The sequence below is a fragment of the Chryseobacterium sp. 1B4 genome (assembly GCF_036631475.1).
Taxonomy (GTDB): Bacteria; Bacteroidota; Bacteroidia; order Flavobacteriales; family Weeksellaceae; genus Chryseobacterium.
In genome coordinates this window covers 387662-405062 of sequence record NZ_JAPNUF010000008.1, presented here as the reverse complement: position 1 = coordinate 405062, position 17401 = coordinate 387662, and the positions used below count along the sequence as shown (strand labels likewise).

Here is a 17401-nt window from a genome sequence, read left to right as displayed (position 1 = left end):
AACAAGTAATCAACGGATCATATTTTATAGGAGTACACCTTTGTGCCCATATAAAACTAATCACCATTGCTTTCGCCTTACATAAATAAATGTACTGATCACAACCGCAGCCATTGCTCCCAAAGTTATAAAATAGCCATACTTATGATGAAGTTCAGGCATATTATCGAAATTCATCCCGTAAACCCCGGCAATAAAGGTGATTGGTAAGAAGTAAACAGAATAAATGGCTAAAACCTTCATCACCTGGTTGGCCTTCTGATCCGAAAGTGCCAGGAACATGGAAATAAGGTTGGTAATCTGGATATTCAGGTGATCAAAATCCGCCACAACATCTTTATGCTTGTCCTTTAAATCAACAAATTCGGAGTCCTGTAAATTCAAGAGTTTAAATTTATCAATAGCATCCGTAGAGATGACCAGTACCCGTGAATTCAATCCTGATTTGCGTTTCAGTTTATAAAGACGGCGGATCTGGCTGGTATGATTGGTGTTTTTAAGGAAAATCTCATTCTCAATATTATCCATCGTTTCAAATAGGCTTAAAGATTCATCATCAAAACTTTTCATAATCAGGATAGCAATCATCAGGGTGATTTGCTGGGGAGTGACATCTTCCTGGATTAAAGAAACCTTTTTCTTGGTCTCGGTGATACTTCTGGTCTTCATCCTGTGGATGGTAATAATGGTATTTTCAACCAGAAAAATTCCAATCTTGGTGCTGATATCGCTGATGGTATTCAGATTTTTTCTTTCCAGCTCCGTACTTTCACGAAGTAGGAAGAATTTTACGTTCCCGTCTTCTTCATATTTCGGGAGGTGGTTAGGATCCATTGTATCTTCAAGAAGAAGATTGTTGATTTCATATCTTTCATGAAGAAATTTCAGGTCTTCTACAGTAGGAGCCTCTACATCTACCCATTCGCACTGGGAGGTTCTGTATATCGTGTCAATTGGCATAAAGTAAAAATACTAATATTTTGAAAAACTATGTGTTAAATAAGTTTTATCTTTGCCAAAATTAAAAAACTATATGATTAAAAGTACAATAAAAGGTGTGGGATTTTATGTTCCAGATAACGTTGTAACAAATGATGATTTAGCAAAACTGATGACTACCAATGATGAATGGATTACGGAAAGGACAGGCATCAAGGAAAGGAGACACAGAAAAAACAGATACGACTCTCAGGAAACCAGCGCTTATCTGGGGTTTAAAGCGGCAGAAAAAGCCATCCAGAATGCGGGTCTTACCTCAAAAGATATCGATTATATTATCTTTGCCACGCTTTCTCCGGATTATTATTTTCCAGGATGTGGTGTATTGCTTCAGGACATGCTGGGATGTGATACGATAGGAGCTTTGGACGTAAGAAATCAATGTTCAGGATTTGTATATTCAATGAGTGTTGCCAATGCATTTATCAAATCAGGGACTTATAAAAATATTCTTGTGGTAGGAGCTGAGGTTCACTCTTTCGGACTGGATTTTTCTGATGAAGGAAGAGGAGTTTCTGTCATTTTTGGAGATGGGGCAGGAGCTATTGTTCTTTCAGCTACAGAAGATGAAAATGCAGGTGATATTTTAGCCATGAATATGCATTCTGAAGGAAAATATGCAGATGATCTTTGTACTCAGTTCCCGGGTTCAAAGTTCGGATGGAGTGACAGGATGAGAAAAGACCCTGAAAATGTAACAAATAAAGAAGTATACCCGATTATGAACGGTAACTTCGTGTTCAAGCATGCCGTAACAAGATTCCCTGAAACAATGATGGAAGCATTGAACAAAGCAGGAAAAACCATTGAAGACCTCGATATGTTTATCCCTCACCAGGCGAACCTGAGAATTGCCCAGTTTGTACAGGAAAAATTCGGATTACCAGACGATAAAGTGTTCAACAATATCCAGAGATACGGAAACACGACAGCGGCTTCTATTCCGATTGCTTTAAGCGAAGCGATTGAGCAGGGAAAAATCAAAAGAGGAAACCTTGTCCTTCTTTCTGCTTTCGGAAGCGGATTTACGTGGGGAAGTGTCCTGTTTGAATACTAATAGAAGCAATTATTGCTTAGTATCTCATAAAAAACAGAAGGGAAACTTTCACTTATACCACAACTGAAGACGTGAAAATCCCATCCTTTGGAGGGGTGACGGAAATTCAAAGAATTTTTGACGGGGTGGTTTATACATCATAAAAAACGCAGAACGGAGTTCTGCGTTTTTTTATTTTAGACTTTACATAATTAAAGACTTTTCAGTAATTTTTCCGTGTCAGAAGAATCCTGTCCGGTGCTTTTGGCAAGTTCAATAGACTTTTCAGCCCATATTTTTGCATTTTTCTTATCACCCACCTTATTGTAAAGGTTGGCTAAAGTATCTGTATTGGCAAAGTTCTGATCTTTTTACAGATTCCTGCGCCCATGCAATTGCTTTTTCAAGGGACTCCTTATTGCTTACATTTTCAAAGAAGTTCCATGCAAGGGAATTCAGCTCTTCGGAACCTGCTACAGAATAATCTTTGTAAAGGTCAAGGATTAATTTTTCATATTCAGGAATATTTTTATTCTTTAAAGCTCTGTTGGCTTTCATTCTTTTTAAGATTTTGTCAGCCTCTTCTTTGCTCAGGAATTTCTGGGCTTCTGACATAAAATAGCTGTCATTCCATGTTTTGGCATCTGCATTGTACGCTTTTTTAGAAATCGTATTCAGCTTGATATTTTTATCAAACTTTTCATACTTATCTTCCGGGAAGAATTTAACGATATCGGCTTTTTTATCCTGGAAAATTTTGTACAAAGGACTGTCTGTAGTCTGAACTCCGGAAAGAAGCATCTGAATATCCTGCTGATCTAAACTGGTTTTCTGCTGAAAATAACGGTTCATCACTTTACCGGCGAACTCAGCATCATTATACATGGTAAGCCCTGCAAGATTCTTTAAAAATTCAGGATCTTTTTCTCCGTTTTCAAATTGCTGCTTCAGAGAAGTCAGTCTTTTGTTAGGATCTTCAGCATCTTTTGCAAACTGGATAAAGTCTTTTTCTTCTACATATCCCAAAGTTCTGTGTACAGCTTCACCGTTTCCGTCAATAAAAAGGTAAGTCGGGAATGCTTTTACGTTGTATTTTTTGGCAAGTTCGATTCCTTCCCCTTTTTCCATATCAATTTTAGCATTGATAAAATGAGAATTATAATAATCACCCACAGACTGAAGCGGGAAAATATTTTTAACCATCAGTTTACATGGCCCGCACCATGAGGCATATGCATCAATAAAGACCAGTTTTTTTCCTTTTTCGCTTTGGCAAGGATAGAGGCAAAATTGCCTTCTTCAAATTTAATTCCCTGCGCCCATGCCAGGGCTCCTATAAAGATGGAGGAAAGTATTGCTATTTTTTTCATAAAAACTTTTTATTCCCTACAAATGTAATAAATATGATGACACCTGAGCCGTTCATATTGAAAATAATTATACAGGAACTTTAGCTTAAAAACAGAGATCATGTGATATGAAAGATAATCAGTTATTATTTTAGTCTTATTATTAAAATTAATGTAAATGACTGTTTTAAACGATTAAATTTCAAGATAATATTTTAATAAAAAATAAAATATCACTAGTTTTGTAAAAAACAAAAAGACACTCCGTGAAAATAATGATGAATTATTATAAAATCAAAATAATAATTTGTTTTTTTATGCCTAGAAGTCTTCTGAAATTTTTGTTTTTGCTGATAACAGCAGTTCCTATATTCGCTCAGAAAAAAATAACTTTGATCTTACCTGTGAAAGGACCTCTTCCGTCACAGCTTATAAGGATTTACCCAAAGCAATCAAAACTGCGGATTCTCTTTATATGTCAGCTCAAGCTCCTGCAGAAAAATCCAATGTCTCATCCTTTCTTCAGAACTTTATCACCATGCGGGCGAACTTAAAAAGCAATTTGTTACAGTGAAAATGCACATTCGGTAATCAACCAGATCAATGATCCGCAATGGATGGCTGTAGTAACCAGATTACTTGCGAAACAATATAGACAGGTAGGGTTATACGAAAGATCCAAAAAATACATTCTGAAAGGATTGGACGCTGCCTGCCGGATCACTGATTTTCAGAAGAGTAACGAGGCGGCAGGATTGCTGAATCAGGAAATGGCCTTCTATGAAATGGAGATGGGGAATTATCCCAATGCTATACAGTACATCGAAGCTTCTCTGAAATATTTTGAAAAAATAAACAGTGATAAAGAAAATAAGACAACAGCCGCTTCTTATCAGCTGTTGGGAGATATTTATTTCAAACTTAATGATTATCCTGTTTCTGAAAGCTATTATAGAAAAGCAGAAGGTTTACTTAAAGACGGAAGCTGCACCTTGGGTTTGGTGTATAACGGATTAGGAGGTATCCGTCTTAAGCAGAAAAACTGGAAAGATGCTGAATTCTATCTTAAAAAGGCGGAGAAAATTGCAGATACCTCCCGGAGTCTTAAGCTTAAAAAAGTAGTATATTCCAATATTAATGATTATTATGAAGGGACGGGAGATAATTTTAAAGCTTCATTGTATGCGGTGAAATATGTACGTGCCTATGACAGCATTGCAGCCCGTAATCAGAGTTTTGCAATGAAGTCCATTGAAAACCCAAAGGGAAAGCCTAATAAAAAGAGCGGGCAGATGAACAGAGTAAAGAATGCTGCCATTGTGATTCTCTTTATTTCACTGGTCGGTTTGCTTATTTTTATCAGAAGAAAGCAGAAAAAACAACGTTCAAAGTTACGAAACATGATGAGGGCTCAGTTTAATATGATCGGCGGCAGAAACCATTATCCTTTACAACAGCCAGACTCTGAGTTTTCCAATATATCTGTAGAAGAAATTGATGACAAAGAATCTGAAGCAGACCGGAGAAGAAATGATTCTATGATGACTTCCGAAACAGAATCTAAGCTGCTTGAGCTTCTTGAAGATTTTGAAAAAGGTGATCTTTATAACAATAAAGGCATGTCCCTTTCTTTTCTTGCCGGTGAATTGAACACCAATACAAAATATCTTTCTTATGTCATTAATCAGCATAAAAGCGCAGACTTCAAAACATACATCAACCGTTTAAGGATCAATTATATTGTAGATAAACTGATCAATGATGAGAAATACAGGCAGTACAAAATAAGTATCCTTGCTGATGAATGCGGATTCTCTTCTCACAGTAAATTTGCATCGGTCTTTAAAGCGGTAACGGATTATTCTCCATCTGCCTATATCAAATATCTGGATAATGAAAATAAATCCGATAAAAATGTTCATTTTCCGTAAAATGATTAAAAAGACCTGATTTTTTAATTTCTATCTTATCATTTTCACGAAAATGAACAACCTATTGTTTTAAAGAAACGCCTTTCTATCATATATTTGTCCCAGTTTCACAGAACAGGAGACAATCCTGATACATCTTATCGCTTTTTATTCCGCTTTCTGAATTAAGGTCATTATAAGTGAAACAGTAATTCCCATTTTCATTTTTTAAGGAAATATTCTGTATCAGAATATCACCATATTTATAATCGGGGTTGATTGCCCGGTTTTTTTCAGTCAAGTTTTTTAAGTGCAAATCCACAGAAAGTCTGTGGATTTGTGATTTTATTTAACTTTTGTACTGTCAGTCTTTGCTTTTGAAGTATCAGCCGGTGCTGGTGAAGGGATAGAATTGGCAACTGCAGAATCACCCATTCTGTTTCTTAAGGAATCTTTATTGTGGGCTTCTTTATATTCCTCTCTTTTTCTTTGTTTTGAGCACAGCTTCCAAGGAAAAGAAATCCGAGAATGGCTCCTATGAATAATTTTCTCATTGTAATATATTTTAATGTTGGTGTTTATCAAATATAAGGATTTAAAGATAAAAGATAAAAGATAAAAGATAAAAGATACTCTTATTAAACATCTATTATACATTTGGATGTCAAATATCAAAGGGAATTTCTTTGTTTTTATTTTTCATCAGGTTTTATAGAATTAATAATGGTTAAATTCCTACGGAATGTCAAGGACTGATTGTATCATGTATTTGGTGCTGCTTAATTCTTTTGTCATTCTGCAGGGATCTATATAACATTATTTTCAACAACGTTGAAGAATAAAATGGTTTTTTCATTAAGCTATTTGCCAGGCTATCAATAGAAGTAGGCTTTAGCCACTCTCATTATAGTCAAGCTTCATCCGGCTTTAGCCAAAACCTGATTTTTTCATCCGATAATTAAATTAAACCATTTATCCTTTACCTTTTATCATAAAAAAATCTGCAGCGCTTTCATCTGCAGATTTTCCATGTTAAGTTAAACGTATATAAATACTATTTGACAGGAGACGTTGCCATAGAATCCTTTTTTATCTTGATAGTGTCAGGATTCGTCATTTTTGTAGTCATTGTATCAGTGGTGGTAGGGGGTATACTTTTTTGTGTACTTTCTACTGTTGCTGAATCACGATTACTTGTTGACATTGTCGATTCTTTGGTTCCACAGCTCACTGCAAATATTCCTATTCCGATGGCTGTTAGCAATAACTTTTTCATATTATTTTATTTTGGGGTGTATAATAACGGAAAATCAATAATTATTCCTAACAGGGCATTAAAAATCGTAAAATATCCGTAAAGTTTGTTAAAAGATGTTAGTGAGAGGAGGGTTGCGGCTTCGAGGTATGAGGTGTGAAGTGGGAGAGTTAGAGAGTTAGAGAGTGTAGGGGAAGTGAAGAGTATTTTTCTGGTTATCAGTAACTTTTAATTTTAAAACTAAACTTTGAACTCTTAACACTGCCTTCATAACTCGGAATACAAACCCCGAATCCCAAACCCGTATTACTCCACAAAAAAAGCCCCGAAACCGAAATTCCGAGGCTGTATGTCAAGAACAGACAATTATTGCTTATTGCCCGTTACTTATTACTTATTATCCAAGGTATGGATATTTGTAGTTTTTCGGAGAAACAAAAGTTTCTTTTACGCTTCTTACAGAAACCCATCTCAGAAGGTTCATTTTAGAGCCTGCTTTGTCATTTGTTCCTGAAGCTCTGCCTCCGCCGAAAGGCTGCTGTCCTACTACAGCACCCGTTGGCTTATCGTTGATGTAGAAGTTACCGGAAGCGTTTTCTAAAGCCTTATAAGCTTCGTTGATTGCGTAACGGTCTTGTGAGAATACAGAACCTGTCAATGAATAAGGAGAAGTAGAATCTACCAGCTTAAGTGTTTCTTTCCAGTCTTTATCTTCATATACATAGATGGATAAGATTGGGCCGAAGATCTCTTCTACCATACTTTCATAGTGAGGATTGGTAGTTTCAATTACCGTTGGGTGTACAAACCATCCTTTAGAATCATCATATTTTCCACCGATTGCAACAGTAGCTTCACCGGAAGCATTGGCTCTGTCGATATATCCTTTACATTTTTCGAAAGAATTTTTGTCGATAACAGCGTTTACAAAGTTAGAAGTATCTTCAGGAGAACCGATTTTGATTGTACTCATCTGATCTTCCATTACTTTTTTCACATCGGCCCAAAGAGATTTAGGAATATACGCTCTTGACGCTGCAGAACATTTTTGCCCCTGATATTCAAAAGCACCCCTTACCAATGCCGTAGCTACAGCTTCTACGTTCGCAGACGGGTGGGCAATTACAAAGTCTTTACCTCCTGTTTCTCCAACAATTCTTGGGTATGTTCTGTAGTTGTGGATATTGTCACCGATCATTTTCCACATTCCCTGAAATACTTTTGTAGAACCGGTAAAGTGAAGACCTGCAAAATCCGGGTGAGCCAATACTTTCTCAGCAGTTTCTTTACCATCAGTAAAGATCATATTGATAACCCCTGCAGGAAGACCTGCTTCTGTTAATACATCCATGATTACTTTTGCAGAATATACCTGCTTGTCAGATGGTTTCCAAACCACTACGTTTCCTAGCATGGCCATACAAGTCGGAAGGTTTCCGGAAATCGCTGTAAAGTTGAAAGGAGTTACTGCAAAGCAGAAGCCTTCTAATGGTCTGTACTCAACACGGTTCCAGATTCCGTTGTCAGAAACCGGCTGTTCAGCATACATTTCTGTCATGAACTCTACATTGAATCTTAAGAAATCGATAAACTCACAAGCAGAATCAATTTCAGCCTGGTGTACGTTTTTAGACTGTCCGATCATTGTTGCAGCATTGATCACATCTCTGTAAGGACCAGCCAAAAGATCGGCTGCCTTTAAGAAAATTGCTGCACGCTGTTCCCAGCCTAGTTCATTCCATTCTTTTTTAGCTGCCAATGCCGCGTTGATAGCGTCATCCACATGCTGCATACCACCCTGGTAATAGAATCCGAAGTCATGCGTATGATCCTGTGGAGACTGAAGCTGTACTTTTGTATCAGTTTTTACTTCTTTTCCATTGATAATCATTGGGATTTCTACCTTTTCAGCCCACATTTTTTTATAAGTGTCGATAAGGCTTTTAACCTCGGGAGATCCCGGTTCATATGAATTTACCGGCTCGTTTACCGCTAATGGTACTTGCGAAATTGCTTTTGACATATTACGTTTTATTATTTTATTAAATTAAATAAGATGTGTATACAAATTTACGATAATTATAAGGAAAGAAAAAATGCCGCCTGATTTTGTGAAATAAGCTTAATTTTTGATTAATCCTTAGTGAATACTATTTTTTGAGCCAATATAATTGATAATAAAACATGTGTTGGTCCTGTTTTTTTAATAGAAGGAAAAGAAGGGGTGAATAGTCATAGTTATAGGAATAAGGACAAAAAAATATTTGTCATAGTTTATAGAGGATTCTTAAGCATTGTAAATAAAGGATTTGTAGCTGAATGTTAAAAATACATAAAATTGCATTTGTTGCGATTTTGAACATTTTAAATAAATTTTTTGATAGCCGGGGCTTTCAGATTGTTCTAATTTTACAGCATTATTAACAGGTATGAAAAAAAGAGTCTTATTTTTCTCTTTTGTGATATTTTTCTCAGCGCTGTGTGCAGGTCTTTTTGCACATAAAGGGAAAACTCAGCCATACTCTGATATTCTTACAAAAATTCATCTTCTTCAGCAGAAATCCGATCAGCAGACCCAGCCTGAAATGTACAGTTTTTCAGATGTGCAGGATGTGCAGGATTCCAATGACTGGGAGAAAGTGAAATTTGATTACTCAGTACTTACGCAGCAGTGGTTATATTACTTCTTTGCCGGCTACACTTACAGTACACGGGTTGCGGCCGTTCAAAACCGTATTTATATTACAGCACCAAGGTACATCCTGTATCATTCCCTGCAGATTGCGGGCTGCTAATCCTTTTTTAAAATCGTAATGACTTTATGGTTTGTATTGATGTGAATACAGATCCGTAACAATCATTTCCCACATTACATTTTTGAACATTTCTATTTGCCTTTATAAAAAGGTGAACAGAATTCTGTTTGTCCAATTTTAAATAAAAATACTATGCACTTAACACCGAGAGAAACGGAAAAGCTTATGCTGTTTCTGGCAGGCGAACTCGCTCTGAAAAGAAAGGCAAGAGGCCTTAAATTAAACTATCCTGAATCCATAGCACTGATCAGCCACTTCTTGCTTGAAGGTGCAAGAGATGGAAAAAAAGTAGCCGAGCTAATGCAGGAAGGCGCTAATCTTCTTACAAAAGAGGATGTGATGCCCGGCGTGGCAGAAATGATCCACGATGTTCAGATTGAAGCGACGTTTCCGGATGGAACGAAGCTGGTAACCGTACACAATCCAATCCGTTAATACCTATTCATCATGATACCAGGAGAAATTTTTGTAAAAGAAGGTACAATTATCTGCAATGAAGGCAGAGAAACTGTAAAAATAAAAGTAACCAATACAGGAGACCGCCCTATTCAGGTAGGTTCACACTTCCACTTTTTGAAGTTAATAAAGCGATGGGCTTTGACCGCGAAAAGGCTTTCGGAAAGAGATTGAATATTGTAGCAAGCACTGCAGTACGTTTCGAGCCGGGGGAAGAAAAAGAAGTGGAGCTGGTAGAAATAGGAGGAACAAAAAAAGCAATGGGCTTCAATAATCTTGTGGACGGACAGATAGATTCCGAAGACCAGAAAAGAGAAAGTCTTGCAAAAGTAGAAGAGTTAAACTTTAAAAATCACTAAGATGAGCTTACCCGTAGACAGAAAACAATACGCCAATATATTAGGTCCTACAGCAGGAGACAAAATCAGACTCGGAGACACTGAAATTATCATTGAAATTGAAAAGGATTTCACCCATTACGGTGACGAAGCCGTTTTCGGAGGAGGAAAAACCGTTCGTGACGGGATGGGACAGAATGTTACCGCGAAAAGAGATGAAGGTGTTCTGGATCTTTGCATCACCGGAGCTGTAATTATAGACCACTGGGGAATTGTGAAAGGAGATATCGGAATCAAGGATGGGAAAATTGTAGGAATCGGAAAAGCTGGAAACCCTGATACAATGGATGGTGTATCTCCTGATATGATCATCGGGGCTTCAACTGAAGTTCACGGAGGAAAAGGATATATCGTAACGGCCGGAGGTATCGATACTCACATTCACTACATCTGTCCTCAACAGATTGAAACCTCTTTGTACAGCGGAATCACAACGATGATCGGCGGAGGAACAGGTCCGAATGACGGAACGAATGCCACAACGGTTACTCCTGGAAGATTCAATATGCAAAAAATGCTTGAAGCAGCAGAAGAATATCCAATGAACCTTGGTTTCTTCGGAAAAGGGAACTGTTCAGCAGAAGAACCTATCGAAGAACAGGTGGAAGCAGGAGCTTTGGGAGTGAAAATCCACGAAGACTGGGGAGCAACTCCTGCGACGATTGATGCCGCACTGAAAGTAGCTGATAAATATGATGTTCAGGTTGCCATCCACACTGATACCCTGAATGAAGGAGGATTCCTTGAAGATACGATGAGGGCAATCAACGGAAGAGTAATCCACACCTTCCACACGGAGGGAGCAGGGGGAGGCCACGCACCGGACATCATTAAAGCAGCCATGTATCCCAATGTATTGCCGGCTTCTACAAACCCTACACGCCCTTACACCGTAAATACCATTGATGAACACCTGGATATGCTGATGGTTTGCCACCACCTGAGCAAAAACATTCCTGAAGATGTAGCGTTCGCGGATTCACGTATCCGTCCGGAAACTATTGCAGCGGAAGATATTCTTCATGATATGGGGGTCTTCAGCATCATGAGTTCAGACTCCCAGGCGATGGGAAGACCCGGAGAAGTGATCACCAGAACATGGCAGACCGCAAGCAAAATGAAAGAGCAGAGAGGTGCTTTGGAAGAAGATCAGCATACAGATAACGATAACTACCGTGCCAAAAGATATGTGGCCAAATATACCATAAACCCGGCCATTGCCCATGGTATTTCAGAATATGTGGGATCTGTTGAAAAAGGAAAACTGGCAGATCTGGTGATCTGGAAACCTGCGTTATTTGGAGTGAAACCGGAAATGATTGTAAAAGGAGGATTTGTAATTGCTGCAAAAATGGGCGATCCTAACGCATCTATTCCAACACCTCAGCCGATTATTTACAGAAATATGTTTGGAGCACACGGAAAAGCTAAATTCGGAACTTGTGCCAACTTCGTTTCCCAGATCTCTATCGATAACGGAACTATTGCTTCTTACAAGCTGGAGAAAATGATTCTTCCGGTAAAAAACTGCAGAAATATTGGTAAAAAAGACCTTATCCATAATGATAAGACGCCTTTAATTGAAGTGAATCCTGAAAATTATAAAGTAACGGTAGACGGTGAATACATCACATGTGAACCGGCAGAGAAACTTCCTTTAACACAGTTGTATTATTTGTTCTAAGATAAATTTTATGAATCAAACCTAACAGGTTTCAAAAACCTGTTAGGTTTATTCAACAACGAAAAAATGTATCAGATCATATTTTAAAACAATTATAGAACTACGTTTAGAATGAAATATTTAAATAAAACAGTTTTTCTGTTGCTGTAGCCGGAATGTTGTTACTTTCCGGTAAGGTAAGTGCTCAGTTTTTAGGAGGGCACAGGCTGAAAAGCGATGAAGAAGGACCAAAAGGCCAGTTTATGATCTATGGTTCCCTGGACTATTCTAAAATTACCACACCGTCAAGCAGCAGCAGTACGGTTTCCAGTGCACCGCTTGGAGTGGGATACTTTATTAATAATAATGATCTTATCGGGGTTAATTATGCCTACTCACAAAATTCTGTTGATCATCATGTGGCTTATAAGCAAAATGAAGCAGGTATCTGGTATAGTCCTTCATTAATGCTTGGGAAATACTTTGTATTGATAGGGCAGGTAGATGCTCATTACGTTTGGGGACAGCAATTGTCAACAGCTGCTGAGGCGATGCAGAACTTTAACGGATTCCGCCTTCGTGCTTATCCCCTGATCGGAATATTGTTAGGTGGCGGCTGGGCACTGAAATTCAAGTTTGCAGAACTTTCTATGCTTCAGACCAAAACGAAAGAAGAGGGCTGGACAAAAAGCTATATAGCAGGAATCAGTGGTTCAACATTCGGGGTAGGAATCTCCAAAAACTTAGACTTCAGAAAAAAATCCAACAATGATAATTAATCAAATCATAGGCAATCTTGCTGAAAATCCTACAGAGAAAACCATAGACTATCTTGATCTGGAATGGTTTGAAACGACGAAAAGAATCCAGCGCAAAAAAACCAGACAGGGAACTGATGTCGCGATCAGATTTCTCAGAGAGGGACAGCGCCTGCGTGAAGGGGATATTCTTTTTGAGGATTCAGAAAAAATAATCGCAGTCAGTGTTCTGGAAACAGAAGCTATCGTGATGTCACCCGCTTCATTGCTGGAAATGGGTACCGTATGTTATGAGATCGGAAACAAACATATTCCGCTTTTCATTCAGAATGATAAAGTATTGCTTCCTTTTGAAATGCCGATGTTCAGATGGCTGGAGGCAAGCGGCTTTAACCCGGAAAAACAATCTGTGAAGCTGCTGAATCTTCTGAAATCCAATGTAGAACCTCATGGACATGGCAGTCTTGGCTCCACAATTTTTACCAAAATCTTAAAAATGGCAGCTCCGAAAGATGAATAGCATGAACATAAATTTTCTGTCAGGTTTGCTTCATCTGGCGGATCCTACACTTCCCATCGGAGGCTACACCCATTCCAACGGACTTGAAACTTACGTGCAGGAAAGAATAGTACATAACGTAGAAACTGCAAAAGAATTTGTGCAGAATATGCTTCAGTACAATCTTAAATTCAATGACGGAGCTTTTGCAAAGCTGGCTTATGAAGCAGCAGAAAAGGGAGATTTTCAACAGCTTTTAGAACTGGATAATGAATGTAATGCGATCAAATGTCCGAAGGAAATCCGCCAGGCCAGCCAGAAATTAGGATTAAGGCTGATCAAAATATTCAAAAGAAGAGAGCGTTTTCCTCTAATGGAAGCATTTGAAAAAGCGATTCAAAACAAGGAGGTGAATTCTCATTACTGTATTGTATTTGGTGTGTATGCTTATTTAATGAAAATTCCTTTGTACGAGTCACTTTTAGGGTTCTATTACACTTCAGTGGCAGGAATGATTACCAATGCTGTAAAGCTGGTTCCTCTTGGACAGCTGGACGGACAGGATATCCTTTTTCTCTTTACCCTGTGATGGAAAAAACAGCTTTAGAAACTATAGAACTGGACAGAGATATGATAGGGCTTTGTAATACTGCCTTTGACATCAGATGTATGCAGCATGAGAGATTGTATTCAAGGCTTTATATGTCCTAAAAGGTAAGAGGTAGAAGAGCAGATTGCCGAATTGCCCTCTGAATAAAACATCCTTGCAGTCAAAAAATATTCACAATTAAAAACTTAGCGCCATAGCGTTAAAAAATAAAACTTAAAGAAAATGGAAAATAGAAAATATATAAAAGTAGGAGTAGCAGGCCCCGTAGGTTCAGGAAAAACTGCATTACTGGAAAGGTTAAGCAGAAAATTATTTGGTACGTATGATCTTGGAGTGATCACCAACGATATTTATACCAAAGAAGATGCTGAGTTTATGGCAAAAAACAGCCTTCTTCCCCACGACAGAATTATCGGAGTGGAAACAGGAGGATGTCCGCATACTGCCATCCGTGAAGATGCAAGTATGAACCTTGAAGCGGTAGATGAGCTGGCAGCACGTTTCCCTGAGATCGAACTGGTTCTTATTGAAAGTGGAGGAGACAACCTTTCAGCGACATTCAGTCCGGACCTTGCAGACGTTACCATTTTCATTATCGATGTAGCAGAAGGAGAAAAAATCCCCAGAAAAGGAGGACCTGGGATTACAAGATCAGATTTACTGATCATCAATAAAATTGACCTTGCCCCTTACGTAGGAGCCAGCCTTGAAGTCATGGAAAATGATGCCAGAAGAATGAGAAAAGGAAATCCTTTCGTATTCACCAACCTGAAAACGGATGAAGGACTGGACAAAGTAATAGGCTGGATCAAAAAATATGCTCTTCTGGAGGAAATTGAAGAACCGAACCTGGTAAGATAAATGGACAGTCGTTTAAAAATTATTGCAGGATTCAAAGGAGGAGAATCCTATATGAAAGACCTGTATGTCTCGCTTCCTTTCAGAGTAGTTTCTGTAGGACAGCGAAAAAATGACAAAAAGCTCTATCAGATGGTGATGAGCTCCTCCCGGGAATTCTGGATGGAGACCACTACCATCTGGAAGTTGCTCTTGAAAAAGGAGCCGCACTTCAGCTGCAGTCGCAATCCTATCAGAGGCTTTTCAACATGAAAGATAAAGCAGTTCAGGAGCTTAACGTAACTATGGAAGATGAAACCTCTTTTGCTTATGTTCCTCATCCGATAGTTCCCCATGAAGATTCCAATTTTAAAAGCAAGGCGAAGATTCATATCGGTAAAAACAGCCAGATTATCATCAGTGAGATCATTACCTGCGGAAGAAAACATTATGGGAAGTCTTTAAACTGAAACGTTTTCAGAATGTAATGGAAATCTATCACAACAATAAGTTGGTTGTAAAAGATAATGTTCTGATTCAACCTGATATGATCCCGGTCAGCAGCATCGGAAACCTGGAACAATATACCCACCAGGGAACCCTGATCTTCTACAGTACGAAGGAAAATGTAGACAAAAACGGATTGATTGAAAAAATAGTTGAAGCAGCCGCGCAGCACCATGAAGAGATGGAAACAGGGGTTTCAGCAATGGATGACAACGGTTTTGTGGTAAGAGCTTTGGGACACGGTGGGGAAGTAATGTATAACTTCTTCCTGCATATTCAGGAAATTCTCTGGTCGTTGGAATAAAAGACATCCTTGTCAAGTTTAAAAACCTTGACAAGGATCCTGATATCTTCAATAGAAGCGGGCTTTAGCCCGCTTAGCAAAAGAAATTTTCCATTGGCTTTAGCCAAAACTTAATAAAGAATCTGAAATAACAGAATTAATAAAAATGGATAGTACAGTTTGGGCACTTCTTTTGAGTGCCGTTTCAATAAGTTTTATACACACCGCTTCAGGGCCGGATCACTACCTGCCATTCATTGTGATTTCAAAATCCAAAAAGTGGAGCGGTACGAAAACAGCAATATTAACGGTTGTCTGTGGTTTCGGACACGTATTCAGTTCTCTGATTTTGGGCTTTATCGGGGTTTTTCTCGGATGGCAGCTGAATAAGATCTCCTGGTTTCAGGATATCAGGGGAAACTTCTCAGGATGGGCACTGCTGATTTTCGGAGGTGTTTATCTGGTATATGGTCTCATTCAGGCGATCAGAAACAAGCCTCATAAGCATTTCGATGTGATGGGGGACGATGTCTATGTATACGAACACAATCACAGCGAAGTGGTAATGCCTCAGAAAAGAATAAAAGTAACCCCGCTTGTATTATTCATGATTTTCGTGATGGGACCAAGTGAACCATTGATTCCTTTGTTGTTTTATTCAGGAGTAAAACACTCAATGTCTGAAATTGCTGTATTGGTAATTTCTTTCACTGCAACTACAGTCTTAACCATGCTTGGAATGGTTCTTCTGGGACGTTATGGTTACTCAACACTATTTAATACCGAAAAACTGGAAAGATATATGGGTGTGGTAAGCGGGGCTGTGGTAACCGTTTGTGGAGTCGGAATGGTCTTTCTTGGATGGTAAACGGGTTTAAGGGTGCGAGTGGTAGAGTTTGAGGTAAGAGAGTTTGAGAGTGTAAGAATTTTAGAGTAAAGTTCTAGTTCCTGTTTCTAACCTCTACTGCCTTATCCAGATCATCAGTACATTTTACATCGTACAAAAAAATACATTATACAAAAAACTATGAACGAATTTTTCAAAAAAATACCTTTTTTAGACAATATATTAAAAGGGATCGGGCAGATTATGCTTCAGGAAAACAGATGGACCGGGATTCTGTTTCTTATAGGGATCTTCCTGGGAAGCTGGCAGTGTGGAGTTGCGGTATTGCTTTCAACAGCAGCCGGAACTTTCACAGCAATGAAGCTTAAATATGATCAATCTGAAATTAATGCGGGACTGTACGGTTTCAGTGCAGCGCTGGTGGGAGTAGCCCTGGCCTTTCTTTTCGAAACTACGGTATTGATCTGGATTTTAATACTATTAGGTGGAGCGTTGGCTGCTGTTATCCAGCATTTTTTTATCCGGAAGAAAATTCCGGTGTTTACTTTTCCTTTTATCATCATTACCTGGGTATTGGTTTTTGCGCTCCATCATTTTACCCATATTCCACCTTCCTTGATGTTGAGCAGTGAAGTAGTTCCTACAGAATATGATGATTTTCTTGCCTGTACCAATGGTTTTGGTGAGGTGATATTCCAGGGTGGAGTTCTTTCAGGAATGATTTTTTTCTTGCTGTTTTCATCAGCTCTCCGATAGCTGCCTTATACGGACTGGCAGCATCTATTCTTGGTGCCGGATTATCACAGTTGAATGGAGAACCCATCAAAGAAATCCACATGGGATTATTCGGATTCAATGCGGTGCTTTCCGCTATCGTTTTTTCCGGAGTCAAAAGACAGACGGCCTGTGGGTGCTTATTGCTGTCCTTATTACCATTGCTATTGATGATCTCTTAATAGACAATCATTGCCTGGACAGCGTTGGCGGAGTATTTACTTTCCCATTCGTAGCCGGAACGTGGATTACACTTTTAATTCAGAAGGTATTTCTTAAAGCGAAATCTAATGGTTAGAGAATGGGAGAGTTTGAGGATATGAGAGTTTTTGGAGAGTGGAAGACTGTTTAAAGTTCAATATTTAAAGTTAAAAGTTCTCTGATGATTCACCTGCAAAGCAAAA

The 17401-nt window shown here is 38.5% G+C and carries 17 protein-coding genes and 3 pseudogenes; 15 read left to right on the top strand and 5 right to left on the bottom strand.

Annotation, left to right across the window (positions count from 1 at the left end):
• Window positions 1-60: 60 nt before the first annotated feature.
• Entirely contained in the window at window positions 61-960 is a 900-nt protein-coding gene (locus OWR28_RS18160; RefSeq protein ID WP_332387896.1) for a magnesium transporter CorA family protein, read from the bottom strand.
• 73 nt (window positions 961-1033) lie between these two features.
• Between OWR28_RS18160 and OWR28_RS18155 the strand changes: the two genes are divergently transcribed.
• Window positions 1034-2056, top strand: coding sequence for a beta-ketoacyl-ACP synthase III (locus OWR28_RS18155; protein ID WP_332387894.1), 1023 nt, complete (start codon window positions 1034-1036; stop codon window positions 2054-2056).
• Window positions 2057-2356: 300 nt separating this feature from the next.
• Here the strand turns inward: OWR28_RS18155 and OWR28_RS18150 are convergent, their stop codons facing one another.
• Together OWR28_RS18150 and OWR28_RS18145 are read right to left on the bottom strand one after the other, a co-directional pair.
• Window positions 2357-3241 (bottom strand): thioredoxin fold domain-containing protein, encoded by an 885-nt coding sequence (locus OWR28_RS18150; protein WP_494168486.1) that lies wholly within the window; start codon window positions 3239-3241, stop codon window positions 2357-2359.
• The gene (locus OWR28_RS18145; RefSeq protein WP_332387892.1) at window positions 3238-3405 is read right to left on the bottom strand and encodes a hypothetical protein; all 168 of its coding nucleotides are present in this window, start codon (window positions 3403-3405) and stop codon (window positions 3238-3240) included. The genes OWR28_RS18150 and OWR28_RS18145 overlap by 4 nt, the downstream gene beginning before the upstream one ends.
• A 596-nt stretch (window positions 3406-4001) precedes the next feature.
• Between OWR28_RS18145 and OWR28_RS18140 the strand changes: the two genes are divergently transcribed.
• Entirely contained in the window at window positions 4002-5315 is a 1314-nt protein-coding gene (locus OWR28_RS18140) for a tetratricopeptide repeat protein (RefSeq protein ID WP_332387891.1), read from the top strand.
• A gap of 1033 nt (window positions 5316-6348) precedes the next feature.
• On the opposite strand, the gene OWR28_RS18135 is transcribed toward OWR28_RS18140, so the two are convergent.
• Together OWR28_RS18135 and pruA are read right to left on the bottom strand one after the other, a co-directional pair.
• Entirely contained in the window at window positions 6349-6498 is a 150-nt protein-coding gene (locus OWR28_RS18135) for a hypothetical protein (protein WP_332387889.1), read from the bottom strand.
• Between the two features lie 448 nt (window positions 6499-6946).
• Window positions 6947-8572 (bottom strand): L-glutamate gamma-semialdehyde dehydrogenase, encoded by a 1626-nt coding sequence (pruA, locus tag OWR28_RS18130; RefSeq protein WP_332387887.1) that lies wholly within the window; start codon window positions 8570-8572, stop codon window positions 6947-6949.
• A 406-nt stretch (window positions 8573-8978) separates the two neighbouring features.
• Here pruA and OWR28_RS18125 point away from each other — a divergent pair, with 406 nt between their 5' ends.
• The 13 genes and pseudogenes from OWR28_RS18125 (at window position 8979) to OWR28_RS18055 (ending at window position 17295) form a co-directional block, all read left to right on the top strand.
• A complete protein-coding gene (locus OWR28_RS18125) occupies window positions 8979-9344 on the top strand; it encodes a hypothetical protein (protein WP_332387886.1) in 366 nt (121 codons plus the stop codon).
• Window positions 9345-9497: 153 nt separating this feature from the next.
• Window positions 9498-9800: an urease subunit gamma gene (ureA, locus tag OWR28_RS18120; protein ID WP_002977652.1), complete on the top strand. Its 303-nt coding sequence runs from the start codon at window positions 9498-9500 to the stop codon at window positions 9798-9800.
• 12 nt (window positions 9801-9812) lie between these two features.
• Window positions 9813-10180 (top strand): annotated as a pseudogene (gene ureB, locus OWR28_RS18115) (urease subunit beta).
• A gap of 1 nt (window position 10181) precedes the next feature.
• Window positions 10182-11903 (top strand): urease subunit alpha, encoded by a 1722-nt coding sequence (gene ureC, locus OWR28_RS18110; protein ID WP_332387885.1) that lies wholly within the window; start codon window positions 10182-10184, stop codon window positions 11901-11903.
• A 155-nt stretch (window positions 11904-12058) separates the two neighbouring features.
• Complete coding sequence (locus OWR28_RS18105; RefSeq protein ID WP_332387884.1) at window positions 12059-12661, top strand: hypothetical protein; 603 nt, start codon at window positions 12059-12061, stop codon at window positions 12659-12661.
• A complete protein-coding gene (ureE, locus tag OWR28_RS18100; RefSeq protein WP_332387883.1) occupies window positions 12651-13160 on the top strand; it encodes an urease accessory protein UreE in 510 nt (169 codons plus the stop codon). The genes OWR28_RS18105 and ureE overlap by 11 nt, the downstream gene beginning before the upstream one ends.
• Before the next feature lies 1 nt (window position 13161).
• Window positions 13162-13728: an urease accessory protein UreF gene (locus OWR28_RS18095; RefSeq protein ID WP_332387882.1), complete on the top strand. Its 567-nt coding sequence runs from the start codon at window positions 13162-13164 to the stop codon at window positions 13726-13728.
• Window positions 13729-13971: 243 nt separating this feature from the next.
• Window positions 13972-14610 carry an urease accessory protein UreG gene (gene ureG / locus OWR28_RS18090; protein WP_047094673.1) on the top strand — a complete coding sequence of 213 codons (639 nt, stop codon included), beginning with the start codon at window positions 13972-13974 and terminating at the stop codon, window positions 14608-14610.
• Window positions 14611-14859 carry a hypothetical protein gene (locus OWR28_RS18085; RefSeq protein ID WP_332387880.1) on the top strand — a complete coding sequence of 83 codons (249 nt, stop codon included), beginning with the start codon at window positions 14611-14613 and terminating at the stop codon, window positions 14857-14859.
• Window positions 14763-15397, top strand: a pseudogene (locus OWR28_RS27110) (urease accessory protein UreD). The gene OWR28_RS18085 and the pseudogene OWR28_RS27110 overlap by 97 nt, the downstream one beginning before the upstream one ends.
• Window positions 15398-15542: 145 nt before the next feature.
• Window positions 15543-16244, top strand: a complete 702-nt coding sequence (locus OWR28_RS18070) for a hypothetical protein (protein ID WP_332387878.1) — start codon at window positions 15543-15545, stop codon at window positions 16242-16244.
• A 159-nt stretch (window positions 16245-16403) separates the two neighbouring features.
• Window positions 16404-17179 (top strand): annotated as a pseudogene (locus tag OWR28_RS18065) (urea transporter).
• Window positions 17134-17295, top strand: coding sequence for a hypothetical protein (locus OWR28_RS18055; RefSeq protein ID WP_332387876.1), 162 nt, complete (start codon window positions 17134-17136; stop codon window positions 17293-17295). The pseudogene OWR28_RS18065 and the gene OWR28_RS18055 overlap by 46 nt, the downstream one beginning before the upstream one ends.
• The last annotated feature ends 106 nt before the right edge of the window (window positions 17296-17401 follow it).